Origin of the sequence: Kitasatospora sp. NPDC057198, from assembly GCF_042670125.1 — a bacterium.
Classification (GTDB): domain Bacteria; phylum Actinomycetota; class Actinomycetes; order Streptomycetales; family Streptomycetaceae; genus Kitasatospora.
Window position 1 is genome coordinate 1 of sequence record NZ_JBHUWH010000178.1, and the last position, 14,385, is coordinate 14,385.

Annotated in this window: 14 protein-coding genes and 1 pseudogene; 6 read left to right on the forward strand and 9 right to left on the reverse strand. The window is 75.8% G+C overall.

Features of this window, described 5'->3' with window-relative positions:
• The 7 genes and pseudogenes from ACFUEL_RS20545 to ACFUEL_RS20575 all read right to left on the reverse strand — a co-directional run.
• Positions 1 to 277 (reverse strand): annotated as a pseudogene (locus ACFUEL_RS20545) (hypothetical protein); the annotation flags it as partial.
• A complete protein-coding gene (locus ACFUEL_RS20550) occupies positions 277 to 1,842 on the reverse strand; it encodes a CpaF family protein (protein WP_380237836.1) in 1,566 nt (521 codons plus the stop codon). The gene ACFUEL_RS20550 and the pseudogene ACFUEL_RS20545, both read right to left, overlap by 1 nt.
• Positions 1,832 to 3,094, reverse strand: coding sequence for a hypothetical protein (locus tag ACFUEL_RS20555; RefSeq protein ID WP_380237837.1), 1,263 nt, complete (start codon positions 3,092 to 3,094; stop codon positions 1,832 to 1,834). Before ACFUEL_RS20555 ends, ACFUEL_RS20550 begins: the two co-directional genes overlap by 11 nt.
• Positions 3,094 to 3,726 (reverse strand): SAF domain-containing protein, encoded by a 633-nt coding sequence (locus ACFUEL_RS20560; RefSeq protein WP_380237838.1) that lies wholly within the window; start codon positions 3,724 to 3,726, stop codon positions 3,094 to 3,096. Before ACFUEL_RS20560 ends, ACFUEL_RS20555 begins: the two co-directional genes overlap by 1 nt.
• Before the next feature lie 81 nt (positions 3,727 to 3,807).
• Entirely contained in the window at positions 3,808 to 4,749 is a 942-nt protein-coding gene (locus tag ACFUEL_RS20565) for a hypothetical protein (RefSeq protein ID WP_380237839.1), read from the reverse strand.
• Positions 4,743 to 5,135 carry a hypothetical protein gene (locus tag ACFUEL_RS20570; RefSeq protein ID WP_380237840.1) on the reverse strand — a complete coding sequence of 131 codons (393 nt, stop codon included), beginning with the start codon at positions 5,133 to 5,135 and terminating at the stop codon, positions 4,743 to 4,745. The genes ACFUEL_RS20565 and ACFUEL_RS20570 overlap by 7 nt, the downstream gene beginning before the upstream one ends.
• Before the next feature lie 370 nt (positions 5,136 to 5,505).
• On the reverse strand, positions 5,506 to 6,342 hold the full coding sequence (locus ACFUEL_RS20575) for a hypothetical protein (protein ID WP_380237842.1): 837 nt from the start codon (positions 6,340 to 6,342) through the stop codon (positions 5,506 to 5,508).
• 206 nt (positions 6,343 to 6,548) lie between these two features.
• Here ACFUEL_RS20575 and ACFUEL_RS20580 point away from each other — a divergent pair, with 206 nt between their 5' ends.
• The 3 genes from ACFUEL_RS20580 (at position 6,549) to ACFUEL_RS20590 (ending at position 9,341) form a co-directional block, all read left to right on the forward strand.
• Positions 6,549 to 7,082: a pyridoxamine 5'-phosphate oxidase family protein gene (locus tag ACFUEL_RS20580; RefSeq protein WP_380237843.1), complete on the forward strand. Its 534-nt coding sequence runs from the start codon at positions 6,549 to 6,551 to the stop codon at positions 7,080 to 7,082.
• 121 nt (positions 7,083 to 7,203) lie between these two features.
• Positions 7,204 to 7,662 (forward strand): MaoC family dehydratase, encoded by a 459-nt coding sequence (locus ACFUEL_RS20585; RefSeq protein WP_380237844.1) that lies wholly within the window; start codon positions 7,204 to 7,206, stop codon positions 7,660 to 7,662.
• 347 nt (positions 7,663 to 8,009) lie between these two features.
• Positions 8,010 to 9,341: an MBL fold metallo-hydrolase gene (locus ACFUEL_RS20590; RefSeq protein WP_380237845.1), complete on the forward strand. Its 1,332-nt coding sequence runs from the start codon at positions 8,010 to 8,012 to the stop codon at positions 9,339 to 9,341.
• A 36-nt stretch (positions 9,342 to 9,377) separates the two neighbouring features.
• Here the strand turns inward: ACFUEL_RS20590 and ACFUEL_RS20595 are convergent, their stop codons facing one another.
• Positions 9,378 to 9,959 carry a TetR/AcrR family transcriptional regulator gene (locus ACFUEL_RS20595; protein ID WP_380237846.1) on the reverse strand — a complete coding sequence of 194 codons (582 nt, stop codon included), beginning with the start codon at positions 9,957 to 9,959 and terminating at the stop codon, positions 9,378 to 9,380.
• Positions 9,960 to 10,206: 247 nt separating this feature from the next.
• On the opposite strand from ACFUEL_RS20595, the gene ACFUEL_RS20600 reads away from it, so the two are divergent.
• The 3 genes from ACFUEL_RS20600 (at position 10,207) to ACFUEL_RS20610 (ending at position 12,867) form a co-directional block, all read left to right on the forward strand.
• Complete coding sequence (locus ACFUEL_RS20600; protein ID WP_380237847.1) at positions 10,207 to 10,512, forward strand: hypothetical protein; 306 nt, start codon at positions 10,207 to 10,209, stop codon at positions 10,510 to 10,512.
• Positions 10,509 to 12,089 (forward strand): MFS transporter, encoded by a 1,581-nt coding sequence (locus tag ACFUEL_RS20605; protein ID WP_380237848.1) that lies wholly within the window; start codon positions 10,509 to 10,511, stop codon positions 12,087 to 12,089. The genes ACFUEL_RS20600 and ACFUEL_RS20605 overlap by 4 nt, the downstream gene beginning before the upstream one ends.
• Before the next feature lie 70 nt (positions 12,090 to 12,159).
• Positions 12,160 to 12,867 (forward strand): siderophore-interacting protein, encoded by a 708-nt coding sequence (locus ACFUEL_RS20610; RefSeq protein ID WP_380237849.1) that lies wholly within the window; start codon positions 12,160 to 12,162, stop codon positions 12,865 to 12,867.
• Positions 12,868 to 12,885: 18 nt separating this feature from the next.
• Here ACFUEL_RS20610 and ACFUEL_RS20615 read toward each other — a convergent pair.
• A partial coding sequence (locus ACFUEL_RS20615; RefSeq protein ID WP_380237850.1) for a DUF6493 family protein occupies positions 12,886 to 14,385 on the reverse strand: 1,500 nt, incomplete at its 5' end.

The following is a 14,385-nucleotide window of genomic DNA, read 5'->3' on the forward strand; positions in this document are numbered from 1 at the left end:
CGAAGACGGCGGCCGGGACGAGCAGCGCCACCAGCGGGATGCCGGTGAACAGCCAGCCGCCGGGCGCGCCGGCCGCGGCCAGCGCCAGCTGGGTGCGGCGCAGCCGGGCCATCCCGGGCGAGGCGGTGCCGGGCGCCCCGTACCAGAGGGTGTGCAGCCGGCCCTCCAGCGGGTTGTGCCGCTCCTCCTCGTCGACGGGCCGCCCGCGCAGGCCGGCGGCCAGCGCGACCAGTCCGCCGGCCAGCGCCAGCCCGCACAGCACGTACAGCAGCAGCATCAGCGCATCCCCCCGATCCGCAGCGCCAGCGGCGCGCCCCACGTCCCGTACGGGGAGCCGAGCAGGCCCGCGTCGAAGCCGGCCCGGCGCAGGTCGTCCAGGCAGTGCGGCGGGGTGACGGGCACGGCCCGGACCTCGCCGAGCTCCGGGCGCGGCCCGAAGACGGTGTTCAGCGCGGGGCGGCCGGACTCGCCGAGGCCGGCCACCTCCAGCACGTGCGAGACGAAGCGGTGCCGGCGGCCGCCGACCGCGGTCTCGTCGACCATGGCGACGTGCACGATGAAGTCGACGGCGTTGGCGGTGAGCCGGTAGGCCAGGGTGTCGGTCATGTGGGCGCCGTACTCGAGGCAGAGTTCGGCGATCCGGTCGACCACCATGTGCGGGCCGCGGGCGTGCAGGGTGCACATCGAGCCGCCCTCGCCGTTGGTCATCACCCGCAGCATCGGCACCACCTCGGCGGAGCGGACCTCGCCGACGATGATCCGCGACAGCGTCATCCGCAGCGCCGCCGGGATCAGCTCGCCGATCGTCAACTCGCCCGCCAGGCGCCCATCCACGCGTTCGCCGTTGCCCTCGCGGGCCTCCATCGGGACGACCTGCTTCAGGTGGCCCAGGGTGTGCAGCCACAGCTCGAACTCGGACTCCAGGGTGCCGACCCGCTCGTCCGGCGGGATCTCGGCGGCCATCGCGCGCAGCAGGCTGGTCTTGCCGACGCCCTGCGTGCCGGTGATCATCACGTTCTTCCGGGCCCGGATCGCGGCCGCCAGGAACGCCGCCAACGTGGTGTCCACGGTGCCGAGTTGGACGAGGTCGCTGAGCGTGGCGCTGGCCACCCGGTGCCGGCGGATCGCCACGTACGGGCGGGGCGTCACCTCGGTCATCGCCTGCAGGCGCATCCCGCCCTCCAGGCGCAGCGCCAGCATCGGGCTGGCGGTGGACAGGCTGCGCTCGCCGCCGCCGTGCTGGCGCGCCAAGTCCTGGAGCAGCTCGACCAGTTCCTCGTCGGTGTCGGCCACCGGCGGCACCTGCCGCAGCGGTTGGTGCACCCGCGAGATCCACACGTCGTCGCACCCGTTGATCAGGATGTTCTCGATCTCCGGGTCGTCCAGGTACGGCTGCAGCCGCCCGGCCCGGAACAGCAGGTCGTACACGGCCTCGGCAAGCACCCGGTCCTGCTCGCGGGTCGGCGGGATGCCATGGGTCTGCGCGTACGCGTCCGACCAGCGGGCCACCGCCTCCTCGATCAGCGCCCGCCCGCGCTGCCGCCGGGTCGCCCGGTCGGCCTCGCTCCCGGACGCCTGCGACAGCCGCGACAACTGCTGGTGCAGCTCCGCCGCGACCTGCCGCTTCAACTCCCGCGCCACCTGGGTGTCCACGGCCGGACGCGCCCCGACCGGCGGGAGCGCGGGCACCCCGGACGCCACCGGCCCGGTCCGCACCTGCGGCTCCGCCACCGGCGGCTTCCCCCAGGGCAGCCCCGCCGCGTCGGCCGAACCCCCCTGCACCACCTGTCCGTTCACCGGCTGCTGCGGGGGCAGCGGCCCCTGGTACGGGCTAGCGCGCACGCCACACCTCCTCCCCCTCCGAACCGTCCTGCCCCGGCTGCCCCGGCTGCCCCGGGAACGGCGCGGGCACCGGCGGCTGCGGCACCGCGGGCGGCGCTATGTGCGGCGCCGCGTACGAGATCTGCGGCGCCTCCGCCCGGACCGGCCACTCCCCGGTGAACTGCCCGCCCGCGACCGGCCCCGGCTGCTGGTACGACTGCTGCTGGTGCTGGTGCTGGTACGGCTGCTGCTGCTGGTGCTGGTACGGCTGCTGGTAGGACGGCCCGGCCGCCGGCCCCGGCACCGGCCCCGCCACGAACGGCGGCACCGGCCGCGGGGCCTGCTGCTGCGGCTGCTCCTGGACCGGCTGCTGGAGGAACTGCGGTGGCACGGGCTGCGGTGGCACGGGCTGGGGCTGCACAGGCTGGGGCTGCACGGGCTGCGGCGGCACCGGTTGCGGTACGGGCTGCGACGCGGGCTGCGGGCCGCCGAGGCGCCGGCGGCGGGCGGCGGTGGCGTCCTGGATCCGGTCGGCGGCGCTGCGCGCGGTGCGCATCAGCTCGGAGCGGATGAAGCGCCGGTCGGCGGTGTCGCCGCCGTCGGAGAGCACCCGGGCGGTGCGCGGCGCGTGGGTGAGCGCCCCGAACACGGGCAGCCGGAACTGCCGGGAGACCTCGTTCTCCGGGTAGGGGCCCTCGGTGACCAGCAGCAGGCCGAGCCCGTCCGAGCCGGTGCCGTGGGTGTCGAGGTCCTCGCGCAGCGCGGCGATCCGGGGCCGGGCGGCGGAGAGCCCGCGCAGCGTGGTGCGGACGGTCACCGCCACCACGTCGGCCCGCCGGGGCAGCACCGCCATCGCCCCGTTCGCCCCGGAGCGCCCCAGGTCGAGCAGCACGTCGTAGCCCTGCGGTTCGAGCGCCCGCAGGGCCTCGACCAGCGGCTCCCAGGTGTAGGCCAGGCCGGGGGCCTGGGTCGGGTCGGTGAGTCCGGGCAGCAGCAGCCGGTCGCCGGTGCCCTGCGGGGAGACGTCGAGCAGCTGCTCCCAGAGCGTCTCGGCGAGCAGCCCGCGCCGGTCCGCGACGGCCAGGTTGCGCAGCCCGTACACGGCCTCGACCCGGCCCTCCAGCGCCCCGGCCAGCACCGCGCCGCCGTCCGGGTCGCACTCGACCAGCAGCACCCGGCGGCCGGGGCCCAGCGGCCAGGACAGCAGCAGCGCGAGCGCACTGCTGGTGGCCCCCGGCGCGCCCGTCCCGCCGAGCACGGCCACCACGGCCATCAGGACCCCCCGGCGGTTCGGGGCGCCAGGATCACCTGGAACTTGCCGCCCGCCACCCAGAGCGCGAGCCGCGGCCCGTCCGCCGGGCCGACGGCGACGTCTATCACGGTGCTGCCGTCGGTGTCGGGCTTGCCCACCGCGGCCACCACCGCGGTCATCGTCTCGGGGGTGCGGGTGGTCGCGGCGTCGCCGCTGCCGCCGGGCGCGTTGACGATCAGGATCTGCAGGCCGGGCTGCAACCTGGTCGCGGGCAACTGGGAGCGCTTCGCGGAGACGCCGACGATCTGCTGCCCCGGCTGGGTCGCCGGATCGCTGGTCAGGTCGGACTTGACCAGCAGCGCCCCGCGCTTGAGGTCGGTGGTGGCCCGCAGCCCCACCGTCCGCTCGAGGTCCTGGGCGTCCAGCGGGTGCAGCACGGGATCACCGGCGATGTGCGCCACCACCAGGTCGTCCGAGCTGATCACCTGCCCCATCGGCACGTCCCGGGCCACCGCCAGCACCGCGATCCGCTGCCCGCTGCTGTTGTACAGCACCGCACCGCCCAGCCCGCCGGCCGCGATCAGCGCGGCCGCCATCGCCAGCACGGCGGGCCGCCGCCGCCGCGCGCCGAGTCGGCGCGGCGGGGTCGGCATGCTTCGGTTCTCCACCGCTCTGCGGCCTCTCACTCGTGATGGGACGTCAACTCTTCCACCACCCGCCCCCGGCGGGCCCGGTCAGTTCAGCACTTGGACCTCGTTGACCGGAACGCTCAGCACCGCTTCGGTGTAGGTCGGCCACCAGTCGAAATCGGTCATGTCGATGGCGGTGCCGTCGGTGCTCCGCGAGCTCACGTGCCACTTGAGCGTCACGCTGAGGCTGTACGCCTTGTCCTTCATCCGCGCCGAACTCGCGGTGAAGACCCGACTGCAGGTCGGCGTCCCCTGCGCGCTGAACGGGTTACCGGCGTCCTGGCAGGTGAACTGCTGGACCTGGTGGTCCCCGGCCGGGCCGTCGTCGACGTTCCAGACCACCTCGGCGAGGGTGACCGTGGTGGTCACCTTGAACCCCACGCCCTCCAGCGTCTCGCTCAACGGCCCCACGGTCTCCGGGTTCCGGTCGAACCACAGCCACACCGGCGAACCGACCACCGCGTCCCTCACGGGGGCGCTGTGCAGGACGGGCTCGGCGACGGTGATCTTCTTCAGCGCGTCGTAGGCCACCTGGGCGGGCGTCTTGGGCGGCTCGTTGGGGGCCTGAGCGAGGAAGACCTGGCCCGCGGCCTGGAAGTTGACCATGTCACCGGTCAGGTCGCACGCCTTCTGGTAGACGGCGCCGTCCTTGCTGGTGTGGCCGTCCCAGACCTCGTCCCCGTCCACCGGCTGCGGGTCGACCTTCGAGTAGTAGCAGCCCTCCGAGAACCAGCCCAGGTCGTCACGCCAGCAGGCCACCTCCTTGCCCTTCCAGGTGCAGGTGGCGGTCCCTCCGCCCCCGCTCCCGCCGGACGTCCCCCCTCCCGTGGTCGGGGTGCTTCCCGGTACGTGGTGCTCGGCGCAGATGGTGCGGTCGGCGCACGGCGCGGCGGGATCGTCGTCGGCGCTCGCCACCGGAACCACCGTGGCGGCCAATCCGAGCCCGATCAGTACACAAACAGCGGTTCGCCAGGCGGAGTTCAGCATGTCTTGCCCTCCTCGCGGGTGAACTCGGCGACCAGCCAGCGGTTTCCGTATTTCTTCATCACGACGGTGGCCGGATAACGCGACAGCCGCGGTTGCGGATCCCTGATCTTCTTGGTGGTGGCGTCCGCCTGGTGCCAGTCGGTCACGTCGAGGCAGTCGTCGATCGTGGCGGTGGGCGGATTCGCCTGCTGATCAAGGCTTTTGAGGACGGGTGAGGTGCGCGGCCGGCCGATCATGACGAGTTTGTTGTCGTGCAGTTGGGTGAGCGAGATCACGGTTTCGGTGAACGCCGCCCCGGTCGCGTACTGGCGGAGCGGGGTTCCGTCCGAATTCGATCGCCCGAAGACGTCCACCCGGGTGTTCCACCAGGCTTGATAGGCCGTCACCGCGTCGTTCCCCGCAAGCCCTTGGGCCCCTTCGTGGGGTGCCGGGCTGCCGGTCGGGGAGGTGTTGGCGCCGGTGGCGGAACTCGCCCGCGGAAGGCTTCCGGAGGGTGTTCCGAGCCGGTCCGCGGATCCCGCGCCGGAGGACGTGCAGGCTGTCAGCAGGAATGGCAGAAGCAACCCGCTGATCCCAACCGCCCCAGGGCGCACCAGAATTGAGCGCTGCCGCATAGCCCCACCTTGTTGCGGCCGGACCTGTAGTGGATCCGGACCGCGGATGTCGTCTGCCGTCCCCGGTGTCGTTCTTGGGTCGCTCGGAGGTCGATTCTTCGCCACCCCGCCCCGGCACGGCAACACCCGGGGCCTCCTGACCTTACGCGGAAGGCGGATCCGATGGGGCACTTTCTCGCCACAGAACCGCCAAGAGTTCATCGGAAAACGGCAATCCGGCGAGCGCACCCCTCACAGCAGCCCGATTGCGCATCAGGAGTCTTCCCCCGTCCCGCGGTACCAGGAGTCTGGCTTCTCCCGCATTGGCCGGTTCTCCCCAGCCCAACTGCCCTTCGACGGCGGGCTGGAGGTCGAGCGGACCGACGGCGGCGGGCGCGCCGGGCACGCCGTGTTCGAGGACCCGGCCGAGTGCCCAGCTGAACGAGCCTTCGGCGCCGGGCAGAACTCCGTCCCGGCCGCGCCGTCCCGCGCTCCAGCGGCCGATACGGCCCCAGAGCGGGACGCGCGAGTGGCCGAGCAGTTCGCCCGCGCCGTCCTCGCGCCGGAGGGCGGCCCAGGTGTCGCGGTCGGCGACGGCGTCGACGATCAGCAGGGTCTCCTCCTGGGCGCCGTGCACCATGGCGCTGGTGATCCAGTCCCAGGCGAGGCCGCGCCGGTAGGCGTTGTCGGGGGTGGAGCCGGCGGTGACCAGGGCGACCCGGCGGCCGCGCGGGTCGGCGACGAGTTGGCCGACCAGGCCGACCACCAGCCAGCGGGCGGGGCGCTGGGCGGCCTGCCGGACGGCGGTGAGCAGGGTGTTGGCGTCGGCGTCGGCCGGGGGGCTGGTGACGGTGCTGCCGCGGGTGCCGGCGTCGAAGGTGCGGCCGGGGAGGGCGTCGGCGAGGGTGTGGGCGCCGTCGGCGGCGCGGGCGGAGCCGCCGTGGCCGCGTTCGGGGCCGCCGTCGGCGCCGATCATCACGAGTTCGATGCCACCGCTCACCCGTACCGCCCCCTCCGCCTGCACTGCCGCCGACCCGCCGGGCCGGTCGGGCGTCCTGCCGCCGCGCCGTCCCGTCCTCGGGACGCCGCCGGAGGCCAAGGTATCGCCGCGGGGTGTCGGTGCGGGGCGGAATCGGCCCGATGAGCCCCAGCTCAGGGACCATGGGCCCTGTTCGGGGCCGGGTCGGCGGGGGCACCATCGTCGGTATGGACCGTGACGACCGGGTGGAGAACCTCAGCGAGGCCGAGTGCCTGCGGCTGCTCGGCACCGTGCCGCTGGGGCGGGTGGTGTACACCGAGCACGCGCTTCCGGCGGTGCTCCCGGTGGCTTTCCGGGTGGCGGCGGACGGCCGGCTGATCCTGGCCCTGCGCGCCGGCACCCGGGTGGCGCGGGCGCTGGACGGCACGGTGGCCGCGTTCCAGGTGGACGACTTCGACCGGGCGGGCCGCTGCGGCTGGAGCGTGCTGGTGCACGGCCGCGCCGAGGTGGTGCGCGACGCGGGCGAGCGCGCCGCGCTGCGCTCCGGCGGCCTGCGCCCGTGGATCCCGACCCCGGGGCCGGAGTACGTGGCGATCAGCCCGGAGCTGGTCACCGGCCGCCGCATCCCGCCGCCCCTCCCGTCCCTCCCGGAGACCGTTCCGGATCCCCTCCCGGAGACCCTTCCGCCGCCCCTCCCGGCGGCCGCGCCGGACGGCCCGTCCGGGGCCGCTCCCGCCCTGCCCGGCCTCCGTCGCGGCTGAGCCCCGGGCCGACCGGCCCGCTCGCGGCGCCCCCGCTGACATGTGACCGGCGAGTAGGCATACTCTGCGGGTCGGCCCCGCCCCGGGCCGTTCCTGCCCCGACGCACCTGTGGAGCGCACCGTGACGACCTTCGCCTCGCTCGCCGACCTGACCGCCGCGGTCGGCACCGAACTCGGCACCAGCGAGTGGCACACCGTGGACCAGGACCGGGTGAACCTGTTCGCGGAGGCGACCGGCGACCACCAGTGGATCCACGTCGACCCGGAGCGCGCCAAGGAGACGCCGTTCGGCGGGACGATCGTGCACGGCTACCTGACGCTCTCGCTGCTCCCGGTGCTCGCGAAGGAGTGCTACGCGGTGGAGAACGTCGCGATGGCCCTGAACTACGGTTCGGACAAGGTGCGCTTCCCGGCCCCGCTGCCGGTGGGCACGGCGGTGCGGGCGACGGCGGTGCTGGTCTCGGCGGACGAGGTGCCGGGCGGCGTGCAGGCCGTGGTCCGGTTCACCATCGCCAGCGAGGCGAGCGCCAAGCCGCACTGCGTCGCGGAGACCATCACCCGCTTCTACCCGGCCGCCTGACCCCTCCACCCGCTCCGGGCCGCCGCGCCCGCGCCTCCCACGACGGACCGTCCCGCACCCCGGGGCGGTCCGTTTCCGTTACCCCGCACGGACCGTCCCGCACCCCGGGGCAGTCCGTTTCCGTTACCCCGTACGGACCATCCGTGACACCCGTTCCGGCGCGTCGACGTCGTCCTGTCAGTGTTCATCCGTTTTCTGCCGGTAATGTCCGGCTCGAGGTGCGCCGTCCGGCGCCGGGGTTCCCGGCCGTCCGGGTGTCGCGCTCCGGCCCGCCGTCGACGCCGCGGGGCGCGCTGCGTCCCGCCGTCCGGTGCGCCGCCGTCCGGGTGTTCGACCGTGGAGGTACCGTGTCCCGCCCCGTCTCCTGGCTGTTCCGCGCCGGCGAGCTGGCCGCCGAAGCCGGGCTCGCCCTGCGCGACGCGAAGCGCTCGTACCGGACGCTCCCCCGGGAGACCTGGCAGCGGATGCGCACGGACGCGTTCGGCGCGGACCCGTCGGGCTGGCGCCTGCACCGGGTCCGCAACTCGCCGCACTTCGTGGACGGGTCGTTCCGCAACCCGGTGGCCACCCGCCGCCTCGCGTACGCGCACACGCCGCTGGCGCTGATGCGCACCAAGCTCGCCACCGACCCCAGCCGCCGTTCCCCGGCCGCGGCCGTCCCGGTGCACCGCCTGCTCCCGGTGGAGCTGGCCACCCCGCCCGCCTCCGGCCTGCGGCTGACCTGGCTGGGGCACGCAACCGTGCTGGCCGAGCTGGACGGCGTCCGGGTGCTGTTCGACCCGGTGTGGAGCGAGCGCTGCTCCCCGTTCGACTGGATCGGCCCCAAGCGCCTGCACCCGGTGCCGCTGCCGCTGGCCGAGCTCGGGCCGGTGGACGTGGTGGTGATCTCGCACGACCACTACGACCACCTGGACATGGCGACGGTGCGGGCGCTGGCCGCCGGGGACGCGGTGTTCGCGGTACCGCTGGGCGTCGGCGCGCACCTGGAGCACTGGGGGGTGTCGCCGCGCCGGATCGTCGACCTGGACTGGTGGGAGTCCGCCGAGCTGGACGGCCTGCGGCTGACCGCCACCCCGGCCCGGCACTACTGCTCGCGCGGGCCCCGGCCCAGCGGCAGGTTCCTGTGGGCCTCCTGGGTGGTGGAGGGCAAGCGGCAGCGGATCTTCCACAGCGGCGACAGCGGCTACTTCCCCGGGTTCGCCGAGATCGGCCGCCGCTTCGGGCCGTTCGACGCGACGATGATGCAGGTCGGCGCGTACTCCGAGCACTGGCCGGAGGTCCACCTGACGCCCGAGGAGGCCGTGCAGGCCCACCGGGACCTGGGCGGCGGCGTGCTGCTGCCGGTGCACTGGGCCACCTTCGACCTGGCCCCGCACCCGTGGGAGGAGCCCGCCGAGCGCACCGTCGCCGCCGCCCAGCACGCCGGGGTCACCCTCGCCCTGCCCCGTCCGGGCCGCCCCTTCGAGCCCGCCGACCCGCCCACCGCCTCCCCCTGGTGGCGCGCCGTCGCCGCGGCCCCGGCCGGCTCGGACCTCCTCCTTCCGCCCGGCCTGCCCGCCGTCCCGGACACCCCCGCCGCCCTCACCGCCTCCCCGGTCCGCCCCGACGCCCCGCTCGCCGGGGCCCGGCCCGCCGCCGAGCAGTCCCCGAACCAGGACGGCGAAGTCCCCCAGCGCTGAGCCGGCACCCCCTCCGGGGGCTCCCCACGGCCCCGTTCAGGACGGGGCGGACGCCAGGCGCAGGAAGTCGGCGGCCAGCTCGCGCGGCCGCAGCGCGCCCGGCTCCCGGCCGCTGAGGACCCAGAAGAAGACCGGCCCGACCAGCAGCGCGGTCGCCTGCGGCATCGGGACGGCCAGCGCGTCGCCGGGCAGGGCGCGGGCGATGACGGCGGCCGCGCCGGCGCCGATCGGGTCGGTGCCGCGCAGCAGGTCGCGGACGGCCGTGTCGTGCTGCGCCTCGCCGACCAGCGCCCGGTAGGCGGCGCCCGCGTCGGAGGTGGTGAGGAAGGCGACCAGGGCTTCGAGGTAGGCGGCGAGATCGGCGGCCGGGTCCGGCTGCGGGGGGACGTCGAGTTCGTGGCGGGCGTCGGTCGCGCTCGCCTCCAGCAGGATCTCGGCCTTGGTCGACCACCAGCGGTAGACGGTCTGCCGGGAGACGCCGGCGCGTTCGGCGATGCCCTTGATGGTGACCGCGCTGTAGCCCAGCTCCACCACGAGGTCGTCGACGGCGTGCAGGACGGCCGTCCTGGCCTCCTCGCTGCGCGGGCGCCCGACCTTGCCGTGCTCGCTGCCGCCCATGCCGCTCCCTCTCCCGGGTTCTCGCTCCGGCCATCGTACGTTACGAGACAGTATGCACACGATTGCGCCAACCACCGTGCCGGACGGCCGCGTTGGGGGCGCGGCGACCGTCCCGCCGGCCCGCTCCCGGCCCGCCCCCATTAATGGACGCGGTGCACCGTATCTGTTAGTTTCAGTGCACCGTGATCCGTAATTGCCGGCCGACGGCGCCGGCGCCATGCCCGCAGGGCAGGAAGGGGGACGCGCCATGCGCGTCTTCGTGACGGGTTCCACCGGCTGGATCGGTCCGGCCGCCGTGGACGGACGGCTCGCCTCCGGACACCGGGTCTCCGGCCCGGCCCGCTCCGAGCGGGCCGCGGCCGCGCGCTTCGGCGTGGTCGGCCACCTCTTCGGCCGAACCCCGACCGGCCCCAGCGGCCTCACCCGGACGCCGCTGCCCCGGCGGCCCACCGGCCCGACGCCGCCGGAGGACGTCCTCGGCGGCGCGCACCCCACCGACACCACCGACACCACCGACGGCCACGGCCGCGACGACCACGGAAGGACCGCATGACCACCACGCCCTCCGCCGCCGACGAGACCGCCGGCAGGACCACCAACAGGACCACCGACGAGACCACCGGCCGGGCCACCGGCAAGGCCACCGACCGGGCTGCCGCCACCGCGCCCCCGCCCGCCGGGGCCGCCGGCGTCCGGCGCGCCGAGACACTCGTGCTGGCCTGGGTTTCGGTCTGCACCGTCCTGGTCGTCGGCCTGGTGGCGGCGATCAACCTGGCGGTGCCGATGCTCGCCGCCGGCCCGCTGCACCCCAGTTCCGCGCAGTTGCTGTGGATCGTCGACGCCTACGTCCTGGTCTTCGCCTGCCTGGTCATACCGGGCGGCGCGGCGGGCGACCGCTTCGGCCGCAAGGGCGTGCTGCTCACCGGGCTGCTCGCCTTCGCCGCCGGGGCCGCGCTCACCGCCGCGGCGCCGAGCACGGGCGTGATGCTGGCCGGCCGGGTGGTCAGCGGCGTCGGGGCGGCCCTGGTGCTGCCCAACGGCGTCGGCGTGCTCGTCCACGCCACCCGCCCCGAGCGGCGCGGCCGGGCGCTGGCGCTGTGGGGCGCGGTGGCCGGGCTGGGCGGCCTGATCGGCAACCTGGGCGGCGGCGCACTGCTGTCGTCCGGCTCCTGGCGGCTGCTGTTCTGGGCCGTCGTCCCGCTCGCCCTGGTCTGCGCGCTGGGCGTCGCGCTCACCGTCCGCCGCAGCGGGCGCAGCCCCCGCTCGCTCGACCCGGCCGGTACGGCGCTGCTGGTACTCGCCACCGTGGCGCTGCTGGTGGGCGTCATCGAGGGGCCCGGCTCCGGCTGGACGAGCCCGCTGGTGGTCGGCGCCTTCGCGGCCGGCGCCCTGTTCTGGACGGCCTGGGTGCTGGTGGGGCTGCGCACCGCGCACCCGCTGCTCGACCCCCGGCTGTTCCGCATCCCGATGCTCAGCGCCGCGAGCCTGGGCATGTTCGTGATGTTCTTCGGCAGCTTCGCCCTGTTCTACCTCAACGCCTCGCTGCTCCAGTACGGGCACGGCTTCTCGCTGCCGCAGACCGGTGTCGCGATCCTCCCGCTGGTGCTGCCGATGATCGTCGGCGCCCGGTTCGCGCCGGCCCTGGCCGGGCGGATCGGCTTCGCGGCCACCCTGCTGGTCGCCTTCGGCTGCCTGGGCGGCGGCCTGTTCGGGCTGGCCTCGGCCGCGCACGCCGCCTATCCGCCGTACGCGCTCTGGCTGGTGGTGACCGGCACCGGTTTCGCCCTCGCGATGCCGGTCCTGACGGTCGAGCTGACCTCCTCGCTGCCCCCGCACCGGGCGGGGGTGGCCGGCGGACTGCAGTCCGCCACCCGCGAGTTGGGCAGCGCGGTGGGCGTCGCCGTCGCCGGCACCGTGCTGACCTCGGTCTTCGCCTCCGCCCTGCCCGCCGCCGCGCGCGGGCGGCACTCCGTCCCCGCCGCGCTGGCCGCGGCGCCGGCCGACCGGGCCGCCGTCCTGGACGCCTTCGTGACCGGGGCGGCCGGTGCGCTGCACGTCGCGGGCGCGGTCACGCTGGCCGCCGGCGCCGTCGTGGTCCTGGCCGCCCGGCGAGCCGGCCGCGGGCGCTGACCGGCCGCGCACCCACCGCCTCCACCGCATCCACCGCACGCACCGCACGCACCGACAAGGAGGCCCGGCCGTGCCGCGCCGTCTGCTCGACACCTTCCTGCTCCCCGCCACCGTCACCGCCAACGAGCCGCTCGGCCGCCGCTGGCGCGCCCTCACCCTCGAGGGGCCGCGGCTCGCGGGCCTGGCCGTCGTCCCCGGACAGCAGGTGCGCGTCCAGGTCGGCGCGGCGAACCCGCTGGTCGACCGCCTGGTCGGCACCCTGCGCACCTACTCGGTGTGGTCGTACGGGGGCGGGCGGATGGCGCTGCGGGTGCTGGACCACGGCGGCGGCCCCGGCGCCGCCTGGGGGCGCACCGCGCGGCCCGGCGACCGGGTGCGGCTGGGCCGGCCGGAGGGGCGCTTCGTCACCCGGCCCTCCGCGTACCACCTGTTCGCCGGCGAGGAGACCGCCTCCGCCGCCTTCGGTCCGATGCTGGCCGGGCTGGGGCCCGGGGTGCGGGTGGACGCCGTCGTCGAGGTCGACGGCGAGGACGACCGGCTGCCGATCCCGGGCGTGCGGTGGGTGCACCGGGACGGGCGCCCCGCGGCCGGGTCGGCGGGGCTGGTGGCGGCGGTCGCGGCGCTCGACCTGCCGCCGGCTCCCGGCACCGCCTACCTGGCCGGCGAGGTCGGCACCGTCCGGCTCGTCCGCGACCACCTGGTGCGCGAACGCGGCTGGGACCGGCGCGACGTGCTCACCAAGCCCTTCTGGGCGCCCGGCCGCACCGGTCTCGAATGACGCCACCGGCCCGGGGGCCTATCCGAGCAGCGCCGCCAGGTTCCCCGCCTCGGTGACCGTCCGGCTGCGCCCGCCTCCCGTCGCGGTCCGCGTCACCGCGGCAATCGCACCGCGCGCGCCCGTCTCGCGGGCCAGGTCGACCGCCGCGGCCAGGAGTTCCGCGGCGCCCCTGGGCACCGGCGCCTCCAGCAGGACGGGGAGCAGCGCGGCGAGGACGTCCCAGGCCGACCGGGGTGCTCCGGCGGTGGCGAGGTCGGTGAGGGTGAGGGCGAGGCGGTTGGCCTTGACCGCGCCGTCGCGGACGAGCGCGCCGGCCTCCCGGCCCAGGACGGCGGGGTCGAAGGCGCGTTGGGCGGCGAGCGAGAGCAGCGCGTCGACGGCGGCGGCCCGGCCCCGCTCGTGGTCCGCGCTGCAGGCGAGGGCCAGCAGCAGGTGGACGGCGGGGCCGCAGGGGCCGTCCGCCTCGGCGAGCAGCAGCGGCAGCCGGTCGTCGCCGAGCAGGGGGACGAGGCGGGCGGCGGTCTCCTCGCGGTGCCGGGGGAGGATCGCGGTGGCGCGTTCGTCGAGCAGCCAGGCCCGGCCCCGGTAGTGCTCATCGGCTTCCCGGCGCGGCCCGAGCAGCAGCCGGACCGCCTCCGGCAGCGGCGCCCCGTCCGCCACCGCGAGCATCTCCAACCGGTCGGCGTCCAACGCGGGCTGCTCGCAGTGCCGGCGGCGCCCCGCGCCCGGCTCCGTCCCGGGCGGTACGACGGTGCTCTCCCGCCGGGGCAGTCCACCGCCGCGCAGCCAGGCCGCCAGCCGGCGCCCGGCGGGCGAGGTCAGTGCCCCGGCGCCCTCGCCGCCGTCGCCGGCGGTGCGCAGCAGGGCCTGGGCGAAGTCCACCGGGCCGGGTTGCAGGCCGAGTTCCTCGTAGCGGGCCAGCCGGGACACCAACTCCCGGGCGTCCAGCGCGCCGTGGCGCCAGGTCGGGGTGGCCAGCAGGAACGGGACGGGGTCGGTGGCGAGCCGTCGGGCGGTCTCGTGCAGGCGGGCGGCGAGCACCGAGCCGAAGATGTTGTCGTACTGGTAGCGGTACTGGAGCAGCGGCGGCAGGTCCTCGGGGCGGGCGGTGCCGACGGCGATCCGGGCGAGAGCGTGCAGCGGTTCCCAGGTCTGCGGAAGCGGGGCGAGCGCCGCGCCGAGGGCGGCCCGGTCCTGCCAGGCGTGCCGGGTCAGGCCGTCGAGGAGGCGTTCGAAGGCCGCGCTCTCGTCAGCGGCGGCCAGCGCGGCGGCGAGTTCCTCGGCCAGTTCGGCGGGAGTGGCGAACGGTGTGGGCAGCGGCACCGGCCGGGGCGCCTCCGGCAGCCGGTCGGCGGCCGCCGCCGTAGGGTCCAACTCCACGGCCACGCCCAGCAGTTGGGCGGCCGCGGCGGCGTGCGCGGGGTCGAGCAGCAGCGCCGCCGCCCGCAGCTCCGCCAGCAACTCGCCTTCCAACGCCCGGACATGACGCTTGACGACCTTCAATGCCTGCCCCTGCAC